This is a genomic window from Bradyrhizobium sp. S3.7.6, assembly GCF_054061875.1.
This window is the reverse complement of record NZ_JBSSEQ010000001.1, coordinates 6,048,660-6,072,211: the sequence shown is the minus strand read 5'-3', so window position 1 is coordinate 6,072,211 and position 23,552 is coordinate 6,048,660. Positions and strand designations below refer to the sequence as shown.

Here is a 23,552-nt window from a genome sequence, read left to right as displayed (position 1 = left end):
TATGTGAGAGGACCAGGGAATGACCAAGGGCAGGACCGTTGCGACGGCCATGATCGGCGCTGCAGCGCTGCTTCTCTCGCTGGCGCCCATGTCCCTGATATCCATGGCCCACGCCGCCACATGCGGCAGCTCGCCGGCGGGCTTTGAGGCCTGGAAGCGCGAGTTCGGCGCGGAGGCGCAGGGCAAGGGAGTCGGCCAGACCGCGCTCTCGGCGCTGATGCAGACCAATTACGCCCGGTGCCACGATTGCGGCCGACCGCGGCCAGCGCAGTTTTTCGCTGACGCTCGACCAGTTCCTCGCCAAGCGCGGCGCCACCACCATCGTGGCCAAGGGGCGGCAGCTCAAGCAGTCGCAGGCCGCCTTGTTCGCCTCGATCCAGCAGCGCTACGGCGTCCCGCCCGGGCCGCTGATCGCGATCTGGGGCATGGAGACCGGGTTCGGCAGCCAGCGCGGCAACCAGAACATGCTGTCGTCGATCGCGACCCTTGCCTATGACTGCCGCCGTCCCGAATTTTTTACCGACCAGCTCTATGCCGCCCTCAAGCTGATCGACCGCGGCACGCTGTCGGGGGCGACCCGCGGCTCCATGCACGGCGAGGTCGGCCAGACCCAGTTCATGCCCAAGAACATCCTGGCCTATGGCACCGGCAATCTCGAGGTTGCCGCCAATGCGCTGAACTCGACGGCGAATTTCCTGAAAGCTCATGGCTGGCGCGCAGGAGCCGGTTACCAGCCGGGCGAACCGAATTTTGCCGCTATCGAGGCTTGGAATGCTGCCGGCGTCTATCAGAAGGCAATCGCCCTGATGGGACGGCAGATCGACGAGGGAGGAGGGGCGGCCGCGTTGCGTTGAGGCCGCATGAAGGCTCGGCCGCGCACGAGAAAGTTCTTGCGTTGAGGAACTGACGGCACGAGGTTTGCTTTGATCGGGGGCAGGGCTGGCATGAGGAGACTCAATATGGCTACCCAGATCGTGATGGACCAGACGGGCGACACGCGCCACGAGTTTGATCCTGACAATGCCGAAGCGCTGGCGCGAGCCGAACGGCGCTTTCGTGAGCTGACCGGAGCTGGCTTCACCGCCGCCTATCGTACCGGACCCGGTGAAGTTACCCGCATCAAGTCATTCGATCCGACCGCGCACGAAACGCTGTTCTATCCCCGCCTGGTCGGCGGTTGATCTGAGCTGCTCATGATCGCGGCAATTTGGCTCCGTGCGCCGGCGCGTGCGCGTCTGCATGCGCTGCGCGAGCTCTATCGGCGCTTCTTCGGCGAGAACACGCCGGATGCCCGCGGCCGCCGGCTTTTGGCCGAATGGCTGTCGCCGGCGCAGCGCGCGCAATTCGAGCAGCATCGGTATTTCGATGTCATCGGCTGCGATACCGGCAAAAGGTACCGCATCCACTACGGCACGGCCGCCAATGTCCATGAGATCGACGATGAGGGGCGTGCGGCGATGGGATGGTGCTTCGTCCCGTCAGGCTTTCTCGTGCCCGGCGACGTGATGCTGGCGCAGAAGGTCGCGCTCGAGACCGACGAGAACGCGGCAATCGCGCTCGCCAACCGGTTTCCGCCGGCCACGCACTCGGAGCACTTTTACCGGCGCCCGTTCTAGCGGCCGGAGGGCGTGCAGATCAGGAGTGCGTGGTGCGGTAGGCATCCAAAGCATGCGCCGCGAAGACAGCGACGCTGCAAAGCGCGAGCACGGCTGAGATCAGCTCGATCATAGCTCATCCTCCCGCAGCGGCTGGGAGACGAGATTTTGGCAGCAGGCATAATCCAAGATGAGGTCGAGGAAGAATTGCATGGTCGCCGTCCCTGTATGATTTTGACAACCAGATAACCGGCCATCTGTTTCAGGCGTGTTTCGTCGTTTTGGGAAACGGGTTTCGCGGGGAACCCGGGGCTGGCTTGTGCACCGCAGACCCGCTACATCCCGCGCTGCTCAGTCCTTCAGCCGGGCCTTTCGGGCGGGCGGCAAGTCATATTGCGAGGCAAAATCATGGCGCAGGTCGAGTGGTTCGACGATCTCACCATCGGAATGCGGTTCAAATCCCCCGAGGTGCAAGTCACCGAAGCCGACATCAAGCGCTTTGCAGCCGAGTTCGATCCGCAGCCGATGCATCTCGACCACGAGGCCGCCAAGCAGACCTTGTTCAACGGCCTGGCCGCATCAGGATGGCACACCGCCGCGATCGCCATGAACCTCGCGATCCAGGCCCGCCCGTTCGGCCCGCATCCGCTGATCGGCGCGGGCGTCGATGGCCTGCGCTGGACCATCCCGGTACGGCCCAATGACCGCCTGCATCTGGTCGGCGAGGTCATGAGCCTGACGCCGTCGAAGTCGAAGCCGCAGGGTATCGCGCTGGTGAAATGGACCATGTTCAACCAGAACGGCGAGGAGGTTTACACCTTCACCCCGATCGCCATCATCCCCAGGCGGGTGTAAGGCCGGCGACGTTCAGCATTGGCCGGGATCAGCCTCCTCGAGCCCTTGCGGGCCGCAGGCTGAGGTGGTCATCTCCGCGTGGGGAACGCTGGAGGCTGACATGAGACGATTCCTTCTTGCCGCTTTGCTGAGCGCGGGCGCCTTGGGCGCAGCCGTATCGAGCGCAGGGCCGGCGCTCGCGCAGCAATCCAAGGTCGGCGACTGGACCATCGAGAAGCGCGCGCAGGACACGCATTGCAATGCGAGCCGCGGCTACAAGGACAAGGAAGACGAGAGCCGCAACTACGTCATCGTGATCACCTATTCCGAGAAGGCCATCGTGATCGTGATGATCTATGACGGTTGGGAGTGGGACAAGGTCGGCGAGATCCTCCGGGCCGACGTCGGCACCGATGACGCCGACATCATGAAGAAGGCGAAGTGGGAGGTCATGGACAAGACCACCGTGCGCGGCATCTTCGAATACGACCAGTCGATCATGGACCGGCTGTCGAAGGCCAGGCGTCTCTCGCTCGATTTCGAGGACGATGACGAGGACAGCATCGAGATGCAGATCCCGCGCGCCGGCGAGGCGCTGGCCGCGCTGAAGTTCTGCGAGGAGAACCGGAAGTAAAGCGCTGTGCCGCGCACAGCGCGCGCGATCGAGCAAGCAGCGCGAGGGCGCGTGACCCACAGCACACAGCCCGCGCGCTGTTCGCTTTTATCCTAGTCTTTGGCGAAAACGTCCAAGCCGCACCCTGCGGTTGACGTTACGCAAGGACGATGTTCGATATTTTAGCATCTCGCTGCACTGCTTTTTCCACGCCGAAGGCGACGATCGACCGCTCCGTCGGCTCTGCCAATGTCCAATGCGCAAGCTCCCTTCGTCACCGGGGCCGCACGCCGATCGCATCGTCCTTCCGATGACGATCCTCCAGGCAAACCGGTTCTCGTCTCTCGTCGGCGAGATCTACGATGCGGCGGTCGATCCTGCGCTGCGCAGCGGCGCGCTGGAACAGGTTTCCCATTTCGTCGGCGGGTGTGCCGCGACCATCCTGTCCCGCGATGCGGCAAGGCTCTCGATCGAGATTCACCAGCATTTTGGCACCGAATCCCGCTTCCGCCAGCTCTACCGCGACAGATATGTCGAGCAGGATCCTCTGCTCGATCGTCATCTTGCTTTTGCGGCCGGGCACGCCATCGGCGTGACCGATATCATGCCGCACGCGGACTTCGTGGCGACGAGCTTCTATCGCGAGTGGGTCGAGCCGCAGGGCGCGATCGACCTCGCGACCGTCGCGCTCGAGAGATCGGACGCGCGTACCACGGTGTTGCAGGTGTTGCGCCACCGATCCCGCGGAACCGTCGACGAGGCGATGCGCGAACGCATGCGGCTGCTCGCACCCCACATCCAGCGTTCCAGGATCATGGGCCGGCAGATCAGGGCGCGCTCGCACACCGTGGACGATCTTGCCGATGTGCTCGACGGCCTGAGCACGGCGATCTGCCTGCTCGATGCGGATGGCCGGGTCGTCCACGCCAACGCGGCGTGCCGGCAGCTGTTCGTCGATGCAAACCTGCTCGCGATGGTCGGCGACCGGATCGTGGTCCGTAACACCCAGGCCGACAAAATATTCCGCGGCCTGTTCGAAGTTGCCGCAGATGGTGAAACTCACCCGGCCGGTCGCCGCCGCATCGGGCTCGCGACGTCGGCGGACGGTCAGCACTATCTCGTCCAAGTCCTTCCATTGAAGCGGGAGCGCAGCCTGCCGCGAGACGTCGCGGCCACGGTGCTCCTCGTACAGAAGGCCGCGATGGTGCCATCGCTCGTGCCCGACGCCATTGCTGCGGCCTTCAGGCTGACGCGGTCCGAATTGCGCGTGCTGATGGCCATCGTCGAGGTCGGCGGCGTTCCCGATATCGCGGCAAAGCTCGGCATTGCCGAGACCACGGTGAAGACGCATCTCGGTCGCCTGTTCGAGAAGACCGGTGCCGGCAGGCAGGCCGACCTCGTGAAGATCGCGGCCGGCTTCACCGCGCCGTTTGTACAGCGAACGAGCCGCGACGACGACACCATGTGATTCATTTGACGGCGCGAGCCGCGCGGCGATGCAATCTCAATCCATTGTGATGAGCAGGATCGTCAGGTCCTCCGAACGTACGACGCGCGTCATTTGATACTTTCGTATATGGCGCCACTTGAATGAGAAGGGCAGCGTGCGCCACGGAACAATGCGCGCCGGCACCGGACGCGGGTGCGGGAGACGACAGCGCGTGAGCGAGCCTGCCTGTCGGTTGGAGAAATTGCAGTGAGCGGCAAGGTCGAATTTTCCATTCTCAATGTTTCGACGGACCACATTCCCGAAGACGAGCGTGTGTCGCTGCTGCGCGAATTCTATTGCCGCGGCGTGCTCAAGGCGGAGGTCGAGCCGACGGACGAAAAACCGTTCGCCGCGAGCCTCACATCCCATGGCTTGCCGGACGTCCAGCTGGTGATCGGCGGGCTGGTCGGAGCGCGGGTCATCCGTACCAAGCAATTGGTCGTCGACGGCAACGACAGCCTTGGCCTGATGATCAACCGATCCGGCATCGTCGAAGTATCTGCGCGAGGACGAGATCTGAGGCTTCATCCCGGTGACGCGGTTCTGACGAGCGCGGAGGACGCGACGATCTACGAACGCCTCTCGCTTGGAAATTGTCTGTCGCTGCGCGTGCCGCGGCGGGTGCTGGCGCCCATGATCGTGGACATCGACGACACCGTGATGCGAATCATTCCGGAGCGCGCCACCGGACTTCGCCTGCTGGTCGACTACGCGACGTCTCTGGTGCGCGAGCGCGCGTTCGCGGTGCCCGCATTGCGCCAGCTCGCTGTTGCACATCTCCATGATCTGATGGCGCGTGTTCTCGGCGCGACGGATGAGGTTCACGAGCTGGCCGGGCGCAGAGGCGTCCGGGCCGCGCGGCTGCGGAAGGTGAAGTCCTTCATCGTCAACAATTGCTGGCATCAGGACCTTTCGGTCGCGACCGTGGCGCAGGAATTCGGCGTGACCACACGTTACCTTCAGCGGCTGTTCGAAGCCGACGGCAAGACGTTCTCGTCCTTCCTGACCGGGCAGCGCCTCAAACGCGCCCATCGCATGCTGCGCGAGCCTGACTTCGCCGGGCGGCCGGTGAGCTCGATCGCCTACGACGTGGGCTTCGGCGATCTCTCTTATTTCAATCGTTGTTTCCGGCGGGCCTATGGCGCGACGCCCAGCGGCGTCAGGAGCGGCGAAGCGCTGTGACCGCGCGGTGCGCGGTTCGTGCGACCAGGCGGGTGCCTATCGCAGCGCGCGCGTTCGGCCGACTACGTCTTCTAAGCGCGCGGAGTAGAACGATGACGCTGTGTTTCGGACGGCGCCGGCAGTTGGAGTTGTGAATGCGCCGCTTCTTCTTTGATCTCCTGGTCGACAATGTCGTGAAGATCGATCCGGGCGGCATGGTCTTCGAGCAGGCCAAGGCCACGTTCGTCGTGGCCGACGAGATGGCGAGACATCTGTTCGTCTGGCGTGACGATCTGCGTGATCGCGACGCCTGGATCCGCGTCAGGGATGCGGGTGGGCGAGAGGTCTATCGCGCCGCGGTCTGGTCAGAAAATGTCGAGAAGGTCGGCTGGGACCAGGCATGACCGTTCCGACTTCACCCTCCTGGGCGGCAACGCCGACAACCGGTCGCGGCGCCAAGTGCTCAACAATGCTGCGGTGGCCGGCTTCGGCTTCGACTACCGCGCCAGCCGCAACGTGTCCGTGTTCGGCGCGGTCGAGGGCATGATGATGTCCGACCGGAGCCGCACCGGCACAGCGAAGGGTGGCGTTCGCGTCGCGTTCTGAGCCGGCATCAGCCCTGGCGGCTCGAATGCGATGCCCGCCGGCCGGGCCCCATCCGCCCGGCCGGCGCCTCCTCCGATCGGAGGACGTCGCATGCCGTGGTTATGGTATTCTTGGTGATATTGATCACTCAGGCCATTTATAGCCATGCATCGACCACCGAAGCTGCCCGAACTGGTCGAGTCCATCTATGACGCGGGGCTCGATCCCTCGCTGTGGAACCACGTCGTCGCCGGCGTCCGCGATTTCGTCGGCGGGCAGGCCTGCGGGCTGTTTTCCAAGGATTCGATCAGCAAATTCGGCGTCACTCATTATTATTGCGGGGCCGACCCGCACTATATCCGGCTCTATTCAGAGACTTATTCGAAGTTCGACCCGCTGACGGTGCTGCCGCCGCATGGCGAGATCGTCAGCATCCCCGATCTCGTCAATTTCGATGAATACCGGAAAGGGCGCTTTTACCAGGAGTGGATGCAGCCGCAGGGTTGCAGCGACGCGGCCAACGTCGTGCTCGAGACATCGCATGCGAGCTGCCCGGTGATGATGACGGTGCTGTCGGGCCGGCACATGGTGGACCCGGCGATGAAGCGTCGGCTCTCGCTGATCGTACCGCACGCCAGCCGCGCGCTGCTGATCAACCGCGCCATCACCTCGCAACTGACACTGGCGACGGCGCTGGTGGATGTTCTGGACAATCTGGCGTCCGGCATCTTCCTGCTCGATGCCTTCTGCCGGGTGGTGCATGCGAATTCGGCCGGCCACGCCTTGTTTGCCGCCGACGACGTGGTTCGGTCCGTTGCCGGGCAGCTCGTAACCAGCAGCGCGGAGGCCAATCAGACGCTGCGCGAGGCACTTGCGACCCGCAGCGAAATTGCCCTGCTTGCCACACGGGGCCATGCGATCCCGCTGCTTTCGCCGAGCGGCGAGCGTTATGTCGCGCATATTCTGCCGCTGTCGTCCGTGCTGCGAAATGGCAGCGAGCGGGTGGTCGATGCCGCCGGTGCGCTGCTCCTGCGCAAGGTGTCGCTTGGCGGGCAGTCCTATGGCGAGCTGATCGCACGGACCTTCGGCCTCACGCCGGCCGAGCTGCGCGTGTTCCTGTCGATCGTCGAGGTCGGTGGCGTCCCGGAAACGGCGGCAGCGCTCGGTATCGCAGAGACCACGGCGAAGACGCATCTGCATCGGGTGTTCGCCAAGACCGGCGTTTCGCGTCAGGCCGATCTCGTCAAGCTCGCGGCCGGATTCTCCAATCCGCTCGTCAACTGATCGGTCAATCGCGGCCGGGGTTGAACCTTTTGCTCCCACGATAGACTCAATTGTGCCGCCGGGCATGACGAGCATTTCGCGATCTCCAAGTCACCATTGGCTGTTCTGATGTCCCGACCTCCCAAACAGTCCGAGTTGATCGAGAATATATATGACGCGGGTCTCCACCCTGAGTTGTGGAGCGATGTTGTCGTCAAGCTCAATGCGTTCATCGGCAGCCAGGCTTGCGGGCTGATTTCGAAGGATCCGGTCAGCAAGTCCGGCGCGACGCATTATTACTGCGGTGTCGATCCGCACTACATCCAGCTCTATGCCGAGACCTACGCCCAGTACGATCCGCTGGCACGGCTGCCTCGCTATGGCGAGGTTCGTAACATCCCCGATCTCGTGAATTTCGACGAATATCGCCGCGGGCGGTTCTATCAGGAATGGCTGCGGCCCCAGGGCTGCGTCGATGTCGCCAGCGTGGTTCTGGAACAGTCGAAGTCGCCGTGTCCGATGCTGATCACCGTGATTCCCGGCAAGGGGATGCTCGATGCCGAGCAGCGGGCGCGGATGCAATTCCTGATTCCGCATGCGAGCCGGGCGCTGCTGATCAACCGGGCGATCGAGCGGAAGCAGCAGCGGGCGATCGCGCTCGCCGATGTCGTGGATCGGCTGAATGCCGGCGTCATCCTGCTCGATACGGCCTGCAACATCGTCCACAGCAATCCTGCCGCGGACATGTTGCTCGCCGCCGATGATGTCCTGCGGTCTGTCGCGGGCCGGCTGGTGGCACGATCTTCCGCGGCAAATTCGGCGCTGCGCGATATCTTCCGTGACGCAGGCGAGGTTGCCGTCGCGGCGGCCGGCGGGCGAAAGATTCCGCTGATGTCGCATGACGGCTCCTACTACGTCGCGCACGTCATCGCGCTGCCGTCGTTGTTGCGTGAAGGCGCGGCGGAGCGCATGTCGGCGGTCGGCGCCCTGTTCATCTGGAAGGCGGAACTCGACGGCCGCTCATGTGCCGGCCTCATCGACCGCGCGTTCGAACTGACCCCTGCGGAGCTGAGGGTCATGCAATCGATCGTCGAGGTCGGCGGTGTGCCGGAGACGGCCGTGGCGCTCGGCATCGCGGAGACGACGGTGAAGACGCATCTGCATCGGGTGTTCGCGAAGACCGGCGTCTCGCGACAGGCGGACCTCGTGAAGCTCGCGGCTGGATTTTCCAATCCGGTTCTGCACTGACGCGCTTTCCGAAGGCGCAGGCGAGTCGCTCCGGCTCGCGATAGGTTCAAACAGCAGCATCATTAGAAAGTTATCGCGGGTCGTTCGATCGAATGACGCGATTCTCCGCGCTCTCTTCTACGAGAACTCACGCGTTTTCTTGCTCGACGCGTTCGATCTTCGTGTGAAGCAACTCACAGCAAGCGGAAGTGAACCTCATCAATCTCTCGCACAAGTTGAGAGGAGATTGTCATGCGAAAGGCGTCACCAGCTCCGGCCGGCAAGTTCCGCGACATCGTCGCGCGCATCGGCGCGGCATTCCGCGCGCAGCGCGAGATCGACGCGAAGCGCGTGTTGCGGCGCTACAGCCATTTGCTGGAGCAGTCGCACGGAACGTCGCGTTTGAATGAAATGATTCCCGTCTGCAATGAAGAGGATATTTTTGAAAATGCCAACAGAGTTGATCCGCGCGAGCGCGCGGCCGGCCGCACCACGTTCGAACGCGCGTAACGTCAATATTGTCGCAGCCGCGCTGACGGCGGCGCTCGTCACGCTTCAACTGGTCGGGCTGGCAATGCTGGAGCGTTCGCACGCGCAGCCGGTCGCTCGGCCTCTCCTGAATTCGCACGATGCGGAGCTCTGCACCGGGACTGCCGATGTCCCGGCGACGCAGACACCCTACGATTGACCCGGAGAACGCATCGTGCCTGATATCACGACCAGCCTTCTCGTGAGCGTCGCCGTGTTCGCCGGCGCTTTCGTCTCGGGGCTCTCGGGCTTCGCGTTCTCGGCCGTGGCGGGCGCGATTCTGCTCCGCGTGTTTCAGCCGCTGGAGGCCGTGCCGCTGATGATGGCGTGCAGCATCGGCGTGCAGGCCACCAATCTATGGGCGCTTCGGCGCAGCATCCGGTGGGAGGGCAGTCTGCTGCTGATCGTCGGCGGATTGATCGGCGTTCCCATCGCGGTGTCGCTGCTGCAGAGCACGGACACGCATCTGCTCCGGCGCGGCTTCGGTATCATCGTCGCGCTCTATGCGGCCTACATGCTGCTGCGGCCGACGCTGGTGACGGCGGGCGAAGCCGTCGGCCGGCCCTGGGTCGCACTGATCGGGTTCGGGGGAGGGCTGGTCGGCGGCCTGACCGCGATGCCCGGCGCGATCCCCACGATCTGGTGCGACATGCGCGGCATGCCCAAGAGCGAGCAGCGCGGCCTGGTGCAGCCGTTCATCGCCGCGATGCAGGTCTTCGCGATCGCGCTGCTGGTCGGACACCAGGATCTATCGTCGAAGGTGTTCGTCGACCTCGCGATCAGCCTGCCGGCGCTGTTCGCAGGCTCAGCGCTCGGCGTGATCGCCTTTCACCGGGTCAACGAGACGGTCTTTCGCAAGACCGTGCTCGTTCTGTTGCTGCTCTCAGGGATTTCCCTGATCTAGTGGCCTGCGCCTTCGTGCTTGAGACCCTGGACCGGCGCCGCGCTGGTGTCGCTGCTGTGATGCACCAGCGGCTTGTTGCCGGTGACGGTCCGGAGCAGCACATAGGACACCGGCGTCAGGAACAGGCCGAACACGGTGACGCCGATCATGCCGGAGAACACCGCGACGCCCATCGCGCGCCGCATCTCCGAGCCCGCGCCGGTCGAGAGCACCAGCGGCAAGACGCCCATGATGAACGCCATCGACGTCATCAGGATCGGGCGCAGCCGCAAGCGGCTCGCCTCGATCGCCGCCCGAATCGGCGTGCGTCCCGCGAATTCGAGCTCGCGCGCGAATTCGACGATCAGGATCGCGTTCTTGGCGGAGAGGCCGACGAGAACGATAAGCCCGATCTGGGTGAAGACGTTGTTGTCGCCCTTCGAGATCCAGACCCCGAACATCGCAGCCAGCAGCCCCATCGGCACGATCATGATGATCGAGAGCGGCAGGGTCAGGCTCTCACAGAGCGCCGCCAGCACCAGGAACACCAGCAGGATCGCCAGCGGAAACACCCAGAGTCCGGAATTGCCGGCGATGAACTCCTGATAGGTCAGGTCGGTCCATTCGAAGGCAAAGCCCGGCGGCAACGTCTCCGCCGCGATCCGCGTCGCTACCTCCTGCGCCTGGCCCGATGAAAAGCCGGGCGCGGCGGCCGCGTTGATGTCGGACGACAAAAAGCCGTTGTAGCGGATCGCGCGCTCAGGTCCGGCGCTCTGGCGAATCGTGAGCAGCGCCGACAGCGGCACCATGTCGCCCGAGGACGAGCGCACCTTCAACTGCCTGATGTCGTCGGCACGCGCCCGGAACGGCGCGTCGGCCTGGACATAGACGGAGTAGGTGCGACCAAACTTGTTGAAGTCGTTGACGTAGTAGGAACCGAGGTAGATCTGCAGGGTGTTGAACACTTCGGTCACGGGCACGCCGAGCTGAAGCGCCTTGGTGCGGTCGATGTCGGCGAAGAGCTGGGGCACGTTGACCTGGAAGCTCGAGAACACGCCGGCGATCTCCGGCGCCTTCTGCATCGCCGCCATGAACGCCTTGGTCGCCTCGTTCAGCGCTTCATAGCCGAGACCGGCGCGGTCCTCGATCTGCAGCTTGAAGCCGCCGATGGTGCCGAGGCCGTTGACCGGCGGCGGCGGGAACATGGCGATGAAGGCTTCCTGGATGCCGGAATATTTCTTGTTGAGATCGGCCGCGATCGCGTTCCCGCTCAGGGCCGGACCCTTGCGCTCGTCGAACGGTTTCAGCGTCGAGAACACGATGCCGGCGTTGGATGAGTTGGTGAAGCCGGCGATCGACAGGCCCGGGAACGCGACCGAGCTCTCGACACCGGGCTGGGTCAGCGCGATGTCGCTCATCTTGCGGATGACCTCTTCGGTGCGGTCGAGCGCTGCACCGTCGGGCAGCCGCGAGAAGCCGACCAGATATTGCTTGTCCTGGCCCGGCACGAATCCACTCGGCACCTGCTGGAACAGGAAGGCGGTGAGGCCGACCAGCACCACATAGAGGCCCATCACCGCAGCCTTGCCCGAGACCACCTTGGTGACGGTGCCGCTGTAATTGTCCGAAGAGCGCGTGAAGGCCTTGTTGAAGCCGCGGAAGAACCAGCCAAGGCCCTTTTCCATGATGATCGTCAGCTTGTCCTTCGGCTCGTTGTGTCCCTTCAGCAGAAGGGCCGATAGGGCCGGCGACAGCGTCAGCGAGTTGACGGCCGAGATCACGGTCGAGATCGCGATGGTCAGCGCGAACTGCTTGTAGAACTGCCCGGTGAGGCCGGAGATGAAGGCCAGCGGCACGAACACCGCGATCAGCACCATCGCGATCGCGATGATCGGGCCGGAGACCTCGCGCATCGCCTGGTAGGTGGCGTCGCGCGGCGAGAGGCCACCCTCGATGTTGCGCTCGACGTTCTCGACCACGACGATGGCGTCGTCGACGACGATGCCGATCGCAAGCACGAGGCCGAACAGGCTGAGCGCGTTGATGGAGAAGCCAAACAGATGCATCACCGCAAAGGTGCCGACGATGGACACCGGCACTGCCAGCAGTGGAATGATGGAAGCGCGCCAGGTCTGCAGGAACAGGATCACCACCAGCACGACCAGTGCGATCGCTTCCAGCAGCGTGTGGATGACAGCTTCGATCGAGGAGCGCACGAACTGGGTGGGGTCGTAGACGATCTGGTAGGACACGCCCTCCGGCATGTTCTTCTTGATCTCGGCCATGGTGGCGCGGACGTGGTCGGAAATCTCCAGCGCGTTGGAGCCCGGCGCCTGGAAGATCGGGATCGCCACGGCCTGCTTGTTGTCGAGCAGCGAGCGCAGGCCGTATTCGGAGGCGCCAAGCTCGATGCGGGCGACGTCGCGCAGCCGCACGACTTCGCCGCGCGTGCCGGTCTTGACCACGATGTCGCCGAACTGCTCCTCGTTCGCAAGCCGTCCTTCCGCATTGACGGACATTTGCAGGTCGATACCCCTGACGTTCGGCGACGAGCCGACGACGCCGGCGGCGGCTTCGACGTTCTGTGCCTGGATCGACTTGACGATGTCGCTTGCGGTCAGGCCGTGCTCGGCCGCCTTCTGCGGATCGACCCAGACCCGCATCGAATAGTCGCCGGCGCCGTAAAGCTGGACGTCGCCGACGCCGTCGATCCGCGCGAGGCGGTCCTTGACGTTGAGCACCGCGTAGTTGCGCAAATACGTCATGTCGTAGCGGCCGTTGGGCGACAGCAAATGCACGACCATGGTGAGGTCGGGCGACGACTTTTTGGTGATGATGCCGAGCTGGCGCACCACGGCTGGCAGGCGCGGCTCGGCCTGCTGCACGCGGTTCTGCACCAGCTGCGTCGCCTTGTCGGGGTCGGTGCCGAGCCGGAACGTTACCGTCAGCGTCATGGCGCCGTCGGTGGTCGCCTGGCTCGACATGTAGAGCATGCCTTCGACGCCGTTGATCTGCTCCTCGATCGGGGTTGCCACCGTCTCGGCGATCACCTTGGGGTTGGCACCGGGATAGGTCGCGCGCACCAGCACCGAGGGCGGCACCACGTCCGGATATTCGGAGATCGGCATCGCGAACAGCGAGATCAGGCCTGCGAGGAAGATCAGCACGGACAGCACGCCGGCGAAGATCGGACGGTCGATAAAGAACTTTGAGAGATTCATGGCCTTGCCCCTGCAAGAGAGACAGCTCTCCCGTTACCGGGACGCGGGAAATACCCGCGAACCCGGAATCGAGATGCGATGTCTTGGTAGCTCTATGACGTCGTTATTCCGGGCACGCGGCCCGGAATGATGTAACTAGCGTTGCACCACGTCCTGGTTGCTGTGGTTGGAGGCCTGCTGCGGTCCCCGCGCACCCATCACCGCGACCTCCGTCTTGAGGAGAGCACCCGGACGCACGCGTTGCAGGCCATTGACGATGATGCGATCACCGGGCTTCAGCCCCGCCGTCACGATGCGCAGGCCGTCAACCGAACCGCCGAGCGTGATCGGCCGATAGACCGCGCGGCTGTCGTCGCCGACCCCCATCACGAACTTCTTGTCCTGGTCCGTGCCGATCGCGCGCTCGTCGATCATCACCAGCGTCTGCTGCTTCGGCTGGCCCATGCGTACGCGGGCGAACTGGCCGGGGATGAGACGCCCGTCCTCGTTCCGAAACACCGCGCGGGCCCGGATGGTGCCGCTCTGGCCGTTGACTTGGTTGTCGATGAGCTGGATATGACCTCTCGCCGAGAGACCGCCGGATGTCGTCATTTCCACCGGGATCTGGTCGAGATTGCCGCGCTTGCCGGAGGCATCCGCGATCGAGTTCAGCGCGCGCAGCACGACCTCTTCATCCGCATCGAACGATGCGTAGATCGGATTGACCGACACCAGCGAGGTCAGCACCGGGGAGGCGGTGCCGGCGGCGACGAGATTGCCGACGGTGATCTCGAACTTGCCGACGCGGCCGTCCACGGGTGCACGCACCTCGGTGTAGTCGAGATTGAGCTTTGCGGTCTGGAGCGTCGCTTCTGCCGCCTTCACATTGGCGATGGCTTCGCGATTGGCATTGTCGCGCTGGTCGTAGTCGCGCCGTGTGACCACGGCATTGCCGACCAGCTGCGCGCCGCGCTCGAGCTCGCTCTGGGTGAACACGACGCGCGCTTTGGCAGCCTCGAGCTGGGCGTTGGCCTTGTCGACCTCTGCTGCGTAAGGCGCCGGATCGATCTTGAACAGCACGTCGCCGGCCTTCACCAGCGCGCCTTCGGTGAAGTTGGTCGCAAGGATCGCACCCGCGACGCGGGGACGAAGCTCGACACGGTTGATGGCCTCGAGCCGGCCGGAGAAATCGTCCCACAGCACGGTCTGCTTCGGTTCGATCAGCGCGACCGTGACAGGGACGGCCTGCTCAGCTGCCGCAGCCGTTGCGGTCGCCTGCGCGGCACGTAAGTAATGGCCGGTCGCGATCGAGCCGGCCACGGCGAGGGCGCCCACGATGGCAACGCCGCCGAGGAGGCGGCGGAAACGGCCGGTGCGGGGGGAGTTTTGCGAGGGATGCATTTGCGCGCTCCAGATATGTAGTGTTCACTACAGATGTGGAGCTGGATGTCGCAGTGCAAGATACTTATGTACCATTCACTAAGAAAATTGTAGCGGCATACCGCAAGAATTGGAAGACGGCAGAGAAAATAAAGCTAGAACAAATAGATAGGATTCGGCGTTAAGCTTCAGGCAGAACGTGAATTCCGAGGAGACAGGCACATGGGCATGGGACGCCCCCGCGAATTCGACGCCGAAACGGCGTTGGACCAGGCGATGGAAGTGTTTTGGCGCCATGGCTATGAGGGCGCCACCATTGCCCAGCTCACCGAGGCCATGGGCATCAATCCGCCGAGCCTTTACGCCTGCTTCGGCAACAAGGAAGGCCTGCTCAAGGCCGCGCTCGACCGTTACACCAAATTGCGGGGCGTCTGGATGGACGAGGTGGTCGCCGCGCCGACTGCCCGCGACGTCGCCGAGCGGATGCTGATGGGCATCGCCGAAAAGCAGACCGATCCCGCCAATCCGCCCGGCTGCCTGCTCGTGCAAGGCGGCATCGCCTGCGGCAGTGGCTCCGAAAACGTCCCCTTCGAGCTCGCCGCCCGCCGCGCCGAGAACGAAGACCAGCTCCGCGAGCGCTTTGTTCGCGCCAAGGCCGAAGGCGATCTCAAGCCGAGCTCTGATCCCGCCGCGCTCGCGCGCTACGTCTCGGCCGTCTCGGTCGGCATGGGCGTGATGGCGTCCTCAGGCTCCGACCGCGAGGCGCTGCGTCAGGTCGCGAGCGTCGCCGTGCAGGCGGTCGAGGCGCAGTCGGCCGACAGAACGTGACGGCCGCCCGCCGTTGTCAATTTGACGATTGCAGCGAAGGCGGCGGGACGAAGCCACCGAACTCGCGTTCAATCAACCCGGCCAGCGCAATCGTCGTGCGGTCCTCGAGATAAGGCCCGATGATCTGAACCCCGACCGGCAGGCCCGACGGCGTTCGCTCGATCGGTACGGCGGTCGCCGGCAGTCCGCAGGTCGAGGCCGGGTCCGCCCAGATGAAGCACGCATCGGCGTAAGGGTGCAGCTTTCCGTCGATGTCCAGTTGCCGCGCGTCGAACGGTTCGGACTGGTCATGCGGAAAGGCCGGCACGGCGGCAGCCGGATAGATCACGGCGTCGAACTCGCGGAAGAACTGCTGCCACCGTTGCTGCAACTGCAGGCGCGCCGCGTCGGTCGCCAGCCATTCGCGATGGATCATGCCCCAGCCCCGCGCACGCTCGGCCTGCAGGCTGCGGTCGTCGGGCGAGAGCGCCGCGGCAATTCCTTGCGCCTCTGCGAGGGCGGCCGGTGTCAGGCGCGGGCTTCGGGCTGCGTTCAACAGCTTCATGTAGAGCCGCGCGGAGTCGGCGAGGTCGGGCAGCGACGTGCTCGCACGTGCGACCCGCGCACCAGATTTGTCGAGCCGGTCGGCCAATCGCCCAATGGCTGAACGCACGGCATCGCCCGTCGGCATCAGCGGATGGGTATCGATCACGAGGATCCTGAAATCCTTGAGATCGTTGTGCCGCGGGGCCGGTAGCGCAAGGCGATAGCCGATCCCGTCGCGCGTCTCGTCGGGGCCGGCAATCACGTCGAGCGACAGCGCAAGGTCGGAGGCGGTGCGCGCCATCGGCCCGACGACAGCCAGATCGCCCTGGCCGGGGACGGGTAGTGCAGGCGGCAGGCTGTAGCCGCGCAGCGGGACCAGGCCGAGGCTGGGCTTGTGTCCGAACACACCACAGAAGTGCGCAGGTACGCGGATCGAGCCGCCGATGTCCGAGCCGATCGAGAGCGGACCGAAACCCGCGGCCAGCGCCGCGCCCGATCCGCCCGAGGAGCCGCCGGGCGACCGGCCGAGTTCCCATGGGTTGTTCGTCGCTCCGTAGATGTCGTTGTAACTTTGGAAGTCCCGCAAGCCGATCGGGATATTGGTCTTGCCGATGATGATGGCGCCTGCCGCCTTCAACCGCGAGACCACAAGGGCGTCTTCCGCCGGTTGGAAATCCCTGAAATGCGGAAAGCCCCATGTCGTCGGCAGGCCGGCGACGTTGAACGGTTCCTTGAGGGTCACGGGAATGCCGAGCAGCGGCAGCCGCTCGCCGCGGCCAAGCGCGGCATCGGCGGCGCGTGCGGCGTCTCTCGCCCGATCGAAATCGCGAACGATGATCGCGTTGATCCGCCCGTCCAGCGCCTCGATGCGCGCGATCGTATGCGCGAGCAACTCGGACGCGGACACTTTGCGAGCGTGCAGGGCGGTCAGCAGTGCGCCGATCGAGCCGTAATTCAGATCAACGTTATCTGCGGTCATCACGCGCTCCATTGTATCACATCGTCTCGGCAAACCGATCCGGGCGCTGAACATGCGATTTTGTGAGCGAGATGAGGAGACGGCACAACGGGAACCAGATCTGCCCGCCGGTCGGGGCCGCGTTAGGGGCGCCGACCGCCTCCACAGCGTCATGGCCGGGCTTGTCCCGGCCATCCACGCCTAACGACACGGCACGGAGAACGTGGATGCCCGGGACAAGCCCGGGCATGACGACCTCCTGTGCCCCGACATCGGGGTCAGAGCATCCGCAGGTCAACTAAGAGCTAACCTCAGGAAGCCTCCTTCAGCACCGGCGACGCGGATTCCTCCGCCTTGAGCTCCTCGAGGCTGCGATGCCGGGGCTCGATGCCCAGCGCCCAGACCGTGATGATCTGCACCACCAGCAGTCCGATCATCAGCGCCATCACGCCGGCCACGCCGCGCGTCTCGAACAGCGACACGACGAGAAACGGTGTGACGATGGTGGCGCCGCGCCCCAGCGTGTTGACGATGCCGGAGGCGCGCAGGCGGACCTCGGTCGGAAACAGCTCGGGGATATAGATGCCGAACAGAAGGGCGACCAGGACGTAGATCGGTACCGTCAGCGCGAAGCCGACAGCCGGCAGCAGGATCGGGTCGGAGATCATGGGGTAGAGGATTCCGAGCATCACCGTGATCAGGGATGCGCCGATGATGGTCGGCTTGCGGCCCCAGCGGTCGGCGGTCAGCGCGCCGATGGCCGAGCCGACGGGCGCGCCGAGCGCCATCAGCAGAGAATAGCCGAACGAGGTCGCGATCGAGAGGCCCTGCTTGACGAAGAACACGGGCAGCCAGGTCACGAAGCCATAGAGCAGGGTGTTGATGGTGATCAGGCAGACGGCGCCGACGATCATCCGCGACAGCAAGGGCGCGGTGAACAGCGTGCCGAGATCGGCAGATGCCGGGATCGGTGTCGTGGCCGCGGGAGGAGGCAGGGGCTGACCCCGCGCGGCTTCCTTCTCGATGGCTTGCATCAGCGCTTCCGCCTCGGCGGTGCGTCCCACAGCTTCCAGCCAGCGCGGCGATTCCGGCAGCGACTTGCGCATGTACCACACCACGAGCGCGCCGACGCCGCCGAGCACGAACATGGAGCGCCAGCCGAATTGCGGCACCACCACGGACGCGATCAATAGCGCCACGGGCAGACCGGTGACGACGCACACGGTCGTGAAGCCGAGCCATTTGCCACGGGTGCGCGCGGGCACGAATTCCGTCATCGTCGAATAGCCGACGACGTTCTCCGCCCCGAGCCCAACGCCCATCACGAAGCGGCAGGCGATCAGGAAGGCCATGTTCGGTGAGAACGCCGCGGCCAGGGAGGCAACGCCGAAAAGGAGCAAATTGAATTGATAGGTGAAGCGGCGTCCGTAGCGGTCGCCGAGGAAGCCGGTGCCGAATGATCCCAGCATCATGCCGACGAAGGTCGCGGAGATGAAAACCGCATTCTGGGCGAGGGTCGAAAAGCCTGTCTTCAGCGTGACGCTGAGCACGGTCCCGGCGATATAGATGTCGAAACCGTCGAAAAACATTCCGATGCCGATCAGCAGCATGATGCGGCGGTGGAATGGCCCGATCGGCAGCCGATCCAGACGGCTGCCTGCGTTCACCATTGTCGACATATACGCTCTCCCCTGACTGTTGTTCTGGTCGATGCGGCCCGCCTTCTATGGGCGGTCGGCCGCTCGTCGTTTTTGCTAGTTCAGGCGCTGCTGGTTGGCCGTATCGCGATACCAGTCGAACGGCTGCTCGTGGGTCGCGACCATCACGCTCTTGGTGTTGAAGTGGTCGTTGAAGCTTTCGGTGCCGCATTCGCGGCCGATGCCGGAATCATCGACGCCACCCCAGGGCGAGGCCGGGTCGAGACGGTGGTGATCATTGATCCAGACGATGCCGGCCTTGACGGAGGCGGCGACACGATGCGCGCGCGCGACGTCGCGGGTGCGGATGGCCGCGGCGAGGCCGAACGGCGAATTGTTGGCAAGCCGCAGCGCATCGGCCTCGTCCTTGAACGGCGTCACCGAGGTGAAGGGACCGAACACTTCCTCCTGGAAGATGCGCATGTCGGATGTGACGTCGGCGAACACGGTCGGCTCGACGAAATAGCCGTTGTCGTGACCCGGCACCTTCGCGGCAACACCGCCGGTGACGAGACGCGCGCCATCCTCGTGGCCGTAGCCTACGTAGGTGAGAACGCGGTCGCGCTGCCGCGCGGAGATCACGGGGCCCATTTGGGTGTTCGCGTCGAAGGGATCGCCGACGCGGATCGTGCGGGTCTTGGCCTGCAGCTTCTCGACGAATTCGTCGTAGATCGTGGCCTGGACGATGTGGCGCGAGGCGCAGACGCAGGTCTGGCCGGCGCCGATGAAGGCGCCGAACGCGGCGTAGTTCACGGCGCGGTCGACGTCGAAATCGTCGAACACCATCACCGGCGTCTTGCCGCCGAGCTCCATGGTTTGATGCGCAAAGACTTTTGCGGCCGCGCTGCCGGCGATGCGGCCCGCTTCGGTGCCGCCGGTCAGGACCAGCTTGTTGATGTCGCCGTGCTCGGACAGCATCTTGCCCGCGCTCTGGCCGAGGCCGAGCACGATGTTGAAGACGCCGGGCGGAAGGCCGGCTTCGGTGAAGATCTGCGCGAGCTTCAACGTCGTCAGCGGCGTGTATTCGGAGGGCTTGACCACGGTGACGCATCCGGTCGCCAGCACCACGGCCAGCGACTTGCACAGGATCATCAGTGGATGATTGAACGGCGTGCAATTGGCGACGATGCCGATCGGCGTGCGAAGCGTATAGTTCAGATAGGCGCCTTCGACGGGGATGACGGAGTCGCGGCGCGCCAGCGCAACACCGGCAAAGTAGCGGAAGAAATCGGGCAGGCGGGAGAGCTGGGCGCGGGTCTCGTTGACCGGCCGGCCGTTGTTGAGGGTTTCCAGCCGGTACAGGCTGTCGAGATTGGCCTCGAAAGCATCGGCGAGCTTGTTGACCAGTCTGGCCCGCGCGCGCGTGTCCATGCCGCCCCAGGCTTTGCCTTCGAACGCCGCGCGCGCGCTCTTCATCGCGCGGTCGATGTCCTCGGCGGTCGAATTGGGGATGCGGGCGATGACGTCGCCGGTCGCGGGATTGCGAACGTCGAGCATCACGCCGTTGCCGGCTTCGACTTCACGTCCGTCGATGAAATTGCCGTGGGTTTCGACGTCGATCGACGCGGGTTTCGATGGAATGTTCATGATGATCTCTCCTCGACGATGACGGCGTTGCGCTTGAGCGCCGGCAGAACGCGTTTTTCGGTGGCCCCGATATGGGCCTTGATGATGCGCGCCGCGGTTCGCGTTTCGCGGCTCTGCATGGCGTCGATCAGGGCGACGTGCTCAGCGACGAGCTTTGCCGGATCGTGACCCTTCAGATTGGACACGCTGACGCGGACCAGCCGGTCGGCCTGGCCGATCAGGTCGCACAGCGCCGTCGCCATGCGGCGATTGCCGGACGCATGAGCCAGCGCGGAGTGGAAGCCGCGATTGTAGGCGATGAAGTCTTCGTGGTCGCCGGAGAAGCGGCGAAATTCGTCGAGCGATTTCAGGACGCTGTCGGGAGCGCTCTCGATCGCCTCGGCGACGCAGGCCGGCTCCAGCGCAAGACGGAAGCGGAGGAGGTCGCGGGCGTCCGACAGCGAGATCGGCGTGACCCGGTAGCCCTGGCGCGGCTGCACCGTCACCAAATGCTCGCGCTGCAGCCTCAAAAGCGCATCCCGAACCGGTTGGCGGCTCACCGAATAGCGTTCGGCCAGATCCTGTTCCCGCATTTCATCGCCCGGAGTGAACCGGCACGCTAAAATATCAGATCGGAGAAGATCGTAGATGTTTTCGCGCAAAAGCATGATTCTAGGGACCTCGTTGGCTTCAATTTGGCAATCCTGATATTTCACGTCAAGAGCCAAATGCTTGAATTCCCTGACAGTTGATTTATCAATCGGGGGCCTCCACGGCACGCAAACGGGCGTGATCCCGCCGACGAAGTTAAGGAAAGACCGGACATGGACAGGCTTCTTGCCAACGGGACCGTCAACGCCGCGCAATCGGGCGATGGGCCGCCGCTGTTTCTCTTCCACTCGCTGTTGTCGGACCGTGCGAGCTTCGATGCGATCGTGCCCGAGCTTGAGGGATCGTTTCGCACCATCGTGCCGGAGTTGCCGGGGTTCGGCCGTTCACGCGCGGTCGAGGGCGGGCTCGTCGCTGTCGCGGACAGGATGGCGGAGGCCGTGAAGGAGGCTGCGGGCGGTGCGCCGGCGATCGTGCTCGGCAATGGCTATGGCGGCTTCGTCGCCTTGCAGATGGCGATCCGGCACCCGGAGATCGCCAGCAAGCTCGTCCTCGCCGATTGCGGCGCGGCGTTCTCGGAGCCCGGCCGCGAGGCGTTTCGCAACATGGCGAGGGTCTCGCGGGAGAAGGGACTCGAGGCGATCACCGACGTTGCGATGCGACGTCTGTTTGCGCCCGAGTTTCAGGCGCAGCATCCCGAACTGATGCGGGATCGTCGTGAAGCTTTTCTGCACACGGATCCCGATGTGTTTCGCAGCGCATGCGACGCGTTGGCAAGCCTCGATCTCCGCGCCGAACTTGCCGCGGTGAAAGTTCCTGCCCTCGTTCTGGTCGGTGAGCACGACGAAGCGACGCCTCCGCCAATGTCGTACGAGCTGGCCGCCGGTTTGCCGCGCGCCGAACTCAAGGTCATTCCAGGCTGCGCGCACGTGCCGCAGCTTCAGTCGCCCCGGCAGTTTCTGGTAGCTCTCAACGGCTTCCTGCTCTGATCTGCGCCTGGTCGATGCCGATCCTGCGCTCGAAACGGCGATGCCTTCCGAACGGTTAATGGCTTCTGTGCGGCGGGAATTCACAAGCGGGGATGATGCAGTCCTGCGCCTGTTCTGCCCGACGTGTCAAACGTCCTCGGGGGCCGCGCTAGCGCCATGCCGGAGCGAAATTCTTCAATGATTTGTACTGCGCATGGGGTTGTTTTCGCATTTTTTGTTGGAGCATCCCCAGGCCGCGAGGACCAGAGCATGGGCCGCCCACATTGAAGCGGGCCTCCTAAGAGTTTTTATACACAGTTCTGGCACGCTCCGCGCGTCAATATCCGCAACCTGCATCGTCGCCTCTCATTGCACGCACGAAAAGACAGGACCCGCGGGCATCGAGGGGGCGTGAGCCATGACTGCAGTTGCTTCGGACGCTGGTCGCGCGAAGGGCGGGATCGTGCCGATCCTGCTATGCGTGGTGCCGTTCAGCCAGATTCCGCTCGATGCCTATACGCCGGGCCTGCCGCAGATGGTGGTGGACCTCGCAACCGATTCTGCGTCGATGCAGAACACCGTCACCGCCTACATGCTCGGCATGAGTCTGGCGCTGGTGCCGGTTGGAATCGCCTCCGATACGCTCGGCCGCCGTAACGTCCTGCTCGCGGGGCTATCGGTTCTCATCGCGATGAGCATCGCCTGTGCGCTCGCCACCAGCGCATCGCTGCTGCTCGCGCTGCGCTTCCTGCAGGGCGTCGGCGGCTGCACCTGCCTCGTCGTCGCCTATGCGGTTGCGGCCGACTGCTTTCGCGGCCGCGAGCTCACGGCGATCTCGGGATTGCTTGGTGCTGCCTGGGGGCTTGCACCCGTGCTCGCACCGGCGGCCGGCGGGTTCATCGTCGAGCTGACGTCCTGGCGCGGGGTCTTCGTCATCATCGCCATCGCTGCGGCCATCGTCGCCGCGATCGTCGTGCTGCTTCTGCCCGAGACGCTGCCGGCCGAGCGACGCGCGCCGTTCGATCCGCGCCGCACGGCGAGCATTCTCCGCGAAGCGCTCGTCCGTCCGGGTTTCCTGGCCTTCGTGCTGGTGTTCGCCGCCGCGGCGAGCGCGCAACTGGCGTTCGGCGTCGTCGCGCCGTTCTTCTACCAGACCGGCCTCGGTTATTCCGCGGCCATCTACGGCCTCGTCGCGCTCGGCCTTGGCGGCGTCAATCTCGCTGGCGAGCTCGGCTGTGCGCATTTCGCGCGCTTCATGCCGGCCCGCGTGATGGGCTTTGGCGCGTTCGCGCTGTTTCTCGCCGGCGCCGTCGTCTTGACTGCGACCGGCTTGGCCGTCGGTCTCGATTTCATGTCGATCACGATCGGCGGTGCGCTGGTGCTCGGCGGTTGCGGCGTGCTGTGCCCGATGATGTACGGCATGGCGCTCGGCCTGTTCGAGCGCGACCACGGCCTGATCGGCGGCCTCATCAGCGCGCTCTGCTATCTCGCGGTGAGCGGCGCCATGGCGATCGCGGCGGTGTTGCCCGAAGCGACGCAGGCGCCGATCGGCTGGCTCTATCTCGGCCTCTGCGCCGTCGCAGGGACGCTGCTTGCGATCTCGCTGCCTTCGGCGCGCCACGCCACACAGACTTAAGGAAGGA

21 protein-coding genes and 1 pseudogene are annotated in these 23,552 nt (G+C 64.6%); 16 read left to right on the top strand and 6 right to left on the bottom strand.

Annotated features, from left to right (window positions below; translation table 11 throughout):
- Positions 1–19 precede the first annotated feature (19 nt).
- The 13 genes and pseudogenes from ACVJ5M_RS30025 to ACVJ5M_RS29965 all read left to right on the top strand — a co-directional run bounded on the left by ACVJ5M_RS30025 (position 20) and on the right by ACVJ5M_RS29965 (position 10,199).
- Positions 20–854: pseudogene (locus tag ACVJ5M_RS30025) on the top strand (lytic murein transglycosylase).
- A 105-nt stretch (positions 855–959) separates the two neighbouring features.
- Positions 960–1,181 (top strand): hypothetical protein, encoded by a 222-nt coding sequence (locus ACVJ5M_RS30020; protein WP_028146622.1) that lies wholly within the window; start codon positions 960–962, stop codon positions 1,179–1,181.
- Between the two features lie 12 nt (positions 1,182–1,193).
- Positions 1,194–1,616, top strand: a complete 423-nt coding sequence (locus tag ACVJ5M_RS30015) for a hypothetical protein (protein ID WP_063983909.1) — start codon at positions 1,194–1,196, stop codon at positions 1,614–1,616.
- 387 nt (positions 1,617–2,003) lie between these two features.
- Positions 2,004–2,450: a MaoC family dehydratase gene (locus ACVJ5M_RS30010; protein WP_014496047.1), complete on the top strand. Its 447-nt coding sequence runs from the start codon at positions 2,004–2,006 to the stop codon at positions 2,448–2,450.
- 100 nt (positions 2,451–2,550) lie between these two features.
- Complete coding sequence (locus ACVJ5M_RS30005) at positions 2,551–3,063, top strand: hypothetical protein (protein WP_354097862.1); 513 nt, start codon at positions 2,551–2,553, stop codon at positions 3,061–3,063.
- Positions 3,064–3,352: 289 nt separating this feature from the next.
- Entirely contained in the window at positions 3,353–4,510 is a 1,158-nt protein-coding gene (locus tag ACVJ5M_RS30000) for a helix-turn-helix transcriptional regulator (RefSeq protein WP_063986443.1), read from the top strand.
- Positions 4,511–4,738: 228 nt separating this feature from the next.
- Positions 4,739–5,713, top strand: a complete 975-nt coding sequence (locus tag ACVJ5M_RS29995; protein ID WP_063983907.1) for a helix-turn-helix transcriptional regulator — start codon at positions 4,739–4,741, stop codon at positions 5,711–5,713.
- Positions 5,714–5,847: 134 nt separating this feature from the next.
- The gene (locus ACVJ5M_RS29990) at positions 5,848–6,096 is read left to right on the top strand and encodes a DUF6894 family protein (RefSeq protein WP_063983906.1); all 249 of its coding nucleotides are present in this window, start codon (positions 5,848–5,850) and stop codon (positions 6,094–6,096) included.
- Complete coding sequence (locus ACVJ5M_RS29985; protein WP_187388101.1) at positions 6,065–6,298, top strand: hypothetical protein; 234 nt, start codon at positions 6,065–6,067, stop codon at positions 6,296–6,298. The genes ACVJ5M_RS29990 and ACVJ5M_RS29985 overlap by 32 nt, the downstream gene beginning before the upstream one ends.
- A gap of 144 nt (positions 6,299–6,442) precedes the next feature.
- On the top strand, positions 6,443–7,561 hold the full coding sequence (locus ACVJ5M_RS29980) for a helix-turn-helix transcriptional regulator (RefSeq protein WP_063983905.1): 1,119 nt from the start codon (positions 6,443–6,445) through the stop codon (positions 7,559–7,561).
- A gap of 108 nt (positions 7,562–7,669) precedes the next feature.
- A complete protein-coding gene (locus ACVJ5M_RS29975; protein ID WP_063983904.1) occupies positions 7,670–8,788 on the top strand; it encodes a helix-turn-helix transcriptional regulator in 1,119 nt (372 codons plus the stop codon).
- Positions 8,789–9,019: 231 nt separating this feature from the next.
- Positions 9,020–9,277 carry a hypothetical protein gene (locus ACVJ5M_RS29970; RefSeq protein WP_063983903.1) on the top strand — a complete coding sequence of 86 codons (258 nt, stop codon included), beginning with the start codon at positions 9,020–9,022 and terminating at the stop codon, positions 9,275–9,277.
- Between the two features lie 193 nt (positions 9,278–9,470).
- Positions 9,471–10,199 carry a sulfite exporter TauE/SafE family protein gene (locus tag ACVJ5M_RS29965; RefSeq protein ID WP_063983902.1) on the top strand — a complete coding sequence of 243 codons (729 nt, stop codon included), beginning with the start codon at positions 9,471–9,473 and terminating at the stop codon, positions 10,197–10,199.
- Here ACVJ5M_RS29965 and ACVJ5M_RS29960 read toward each other — a convergent pair.
- Both ACVJ5M_RS29960 and ACVJ5M_RS29955 read right to left on the bottom strand, forming a co-directional pair.
- Positions 10,196–13,399: an efflux RND transporter permease subunit gene (locus ACVJ5M_RS29960; protein WP_354099520.1), complete on the bottom strand. Its 3,204-nt coding sequence runs from the start codon at positions 13,397–13,399 to the stop codon at positions 10,196–10,198. The two genes, ACVJ5M_RS29965 and ACVJ5M_RS29960, sit on opposite strands and share 4 nt — an antisense overlap.
- A gap of 135 nt (positions 13,400–13,534) precedes the next feature.
- Complete coding sequence (locus tag ACVJ5M_RS29955; RefSeq protein WP_354099519.1) at positions 13,535–14,779, bottom strand: efflux RND transporter periplasmic adaptor subunit; 1,245 nt, start codon at positions 14,777–14,779, stop codon at positions 13,535–13,537.
- Positions 14,780–14,980: 201 nt separating this feature from the next.
- Between ACVJ5M_RS29955 and ACVJ5M_RS29950 the strand changes: the two genes are divergently transcribed.
- Positions 14,981–15,586: a TetR/AcrR family transcriptional regulator gene (locus ACVJ5M_RS29950; protein WP_063983899.1), complete on the top strand. Its 606-nt coding sequence runs from the start codon at positions 14,981–14,983 to the stop codon at positions 15,584–15,586.
- A gap of 16 nt (positions 15,587–15,602) precedes the next feature.
- Here the strand turns inward: ACVJ5M_RS29950 and ACVJ5M_RS29945 are convergent, their stop codons facing one another.
- The 4 genes from ACVJ5M_RS29945 to ACVJ5M_RS29930 all read right to left on the bottom strand — a co-directional run bounded on the left by ACVJ5M_RS29945 (position 15,603) and on the right by ACVJ5M_RS29930 (position 21,000).
- A complete protein-coding gene (locus tag ACVJ5M_RS29945) occupies positions 15,603–17,090 on the bottom strand; it encodes an amidase (protein ID WP_428841293.1) in 1,488 nt (495 codons plus the stop codon).
- A gap of 290 nt (positions 17,091–17,380) precedes the next feature.
- Positions 17,381–18,748 carry an MFS transporter gene (locus tag ACVJ5M_RS29940; RefSeq protein WP_231144605.1) on the bottom strand — a complete coding sequence of 456 codons (1,368 nt, stop codon included), beginning with the start codon at positions 18,746–18,748 and terminating at the stop codon, positions 17,381–17,383.
- Positions 18,749–18,823: 75 nt separating this feature from the next.
- The gene (locus ACVJ5M_RS29935; RefSeq protein WP_063983896.1) at positions 18,824–20,353 is read right to left on the bottom strand and encodes an aldehyde dehydrogenase; all 1,530 of its coding nucleotides are present in this window, start codon (positions 20,351–20,353) and stop codon (positions 18,824–18,826) included.
- Positions 20,350–21,000, bottom strand: a complete 651-nt coding sequence (locus ACVJ5M_RS29930) for a GntR family transcriptional regulator (protein WP_063983895.1) — start codon at positions 20,998–21,000, stop codon at positions 20,350–20,352. Before ACVJ5M_RS29930 ends, ACVJ5M_RS29935 begins: the two co-directional genes overlap by 4 nt.
- A gap of 156 nt (positions 21,001–21,156) precedes the next feature.
- Here ACVJ5M_RS29930 and ACVJ5M_RS29925 point away from each other — a divergent pair, with 156 nt between their 5' ends.
- Positions 21,157–21,930, top strand: coding sequence for an alpha/beta fold hydrolase (locus ACVJ5M_RS29925; protein WP_231144607.1), 774 nt, complete (start codon positions 21,157–21,159; stop codon positions 21,928–21,930).
- Between the two features lie 397 nt (positions 21,931–22,327).
- Positions 22,328–23,545, top strand: coding sequence for a multidrug effflux MFS transporter (locus ACVJ5M_RS29920; RefSeq protein ID WP_063983893.1), 1,218 nt, complete (start codon positions 22,328–22,330; stop codon positions 23,543–23,545).
- Positions 23,546–23,552: the final 7 nt, after the last annotated feature.

Excerpts from the sequence above, each read along its gene's own strand:
- ACVJ5M_RS30020 (WP_028146622.1), top strand. The coding sequence starts at position 960 with ATGGCTACCCAGATCGTGATGGACCAGACGGGCGACACGCGCCACGAG.
- ACVJ5M_RS30015 (WP_063983909.1), top strand. The coding sequence starts at position 1,194 with ATGATCGCGGCAATTTGGCTCCGTGCGCCGGCGCGTGCGCGTCTGCAT.
- ACVJ5M_RS30010 (WP_014496047.1), top strand. The coding sequence starts at position 2,004 with ATGGCGCAGGTCGAGTGGTTCGACGATCTCACCATCGGAATGCGGTTC.
- ACVJ5M_RS30005 (WP_354097862.1), top strand. The coding sequence starts at position 2,551 with ATGAGACGATTCCTTCTTGCCGCTTTGCTGAGCGCGGGCGCCTTGGGC.
- ACVJ5M_RS30000 (WP_063986443.1), top strand. The coding sequence starts at position 3,353 with ATGACGATCCTCCAGGCAAACCGGTTCTCGTCTCTCGTCGGCGAGATC.
- ACVJ5M_RS29990 (WP_063983906.1), top strand. The coding sequence starts at position 5,848 with ATGCGCCGCTTCTTCTTTGATCTCCTGGTCGACAATGTCGTGAAGATC.
- ACVJ5M_RS29985 (WP_187388101.1), top strand. The coding sequence starts at position 6,065 with ATGTCGAGAAGGTCGGCTGGGACCAGGCATGACCGTTCCGACTTCACC.
- ACVJ5M_RS29980 (WP_063983905.1), top strand. The coding sequence starts at position 6,443 with ATGCATCGACCACCGAAGCTGCCCGAACTGGTCGAGTCCATCTATGAC.
- ACVJ5M_RS29975 (WP_063983904.1), top strand. The coding sequence starts at position 7,670 with ATGTCCCGACCTCCCAAACAGTCCGAGTTGATCGAGAATATATATGAC.
- ACVJ5M_RS29970 (WP_063983903.1), top strand. The coding sequence starts at position 9,020 with ATGCGAAAGGCGTCACCAGCTCCGGCCGGCAAGTTCCGCGACATCGTC.
- ACVJ5M_RS29960 (WP_354099520.1), bottom strand. The coding sequence starts at position 13,399 with ATGAATCTCTCAAAGTTCTTTATCGACCGTCCGATCTTCGCCGGCGTG.
- ACVJ5M_RS29955 (WP_354099519.1), bottom strand. The coding sequence starts at position 14,779 with ATGCATCCCTCGCAAAACTCCCCCCGCACCGGCCGTTTCCGCCGCCTC.
- ACVJ5M_RS29950 (WP_063983899.1), top strand. The coding sequence starts at position 14,981 with ATGGGCATGGGACGCCCCCGCGAATTCGACGCCGAAACGGCGTTGGAC.
- ACVJ5M_RS29945 (WP_428841293.1), bottom strand. The coding sequence starts at position 17,090 with ATGACCGCAGATAACGTTGATCTGAATTACGGCTCGATCGGCGCACTG.
- ACVJ5M_RS29940 (WP_231144605.1), bottom strand. The coding sequence starts at position 18,748 with ATGTCGACAATGGTGAACGCAGGCAGCCGTCTGGATCGGCTGCCGATC.
- ACVJ5M_RS29935 (WP_063983896.1), bottom strand. The coding sequence starts at position 20,353 with ATGAACATTCCATCGAAACCCGCGTCGATCGACGTCGAAACCCACGGC.
- ACVJ5M_RS29930 (WP_063983895.1), bottom strand. The coding sequence starts at position 21,000 with ATGCTTTTGCGCGAAAACATCTACGATCTTCTCCGATCTGATATTTTA.
- ACVJ5M_RS29925 (WP_231144607.1), top strand. The coding sequence starts at position 21,157 with ATGGACAGGCTTCTTGCCAACGGGACCGTCAACGCCGCGCAATCGGGC.
- ACVJ5M_RS29920 (WP_063983893.1), top strand. The coding sequence starts at position 22,328 with ATGACTGCAGTTGCTTCGGACGCTGGTCGCGCGAAGGGCGGGATCGTG.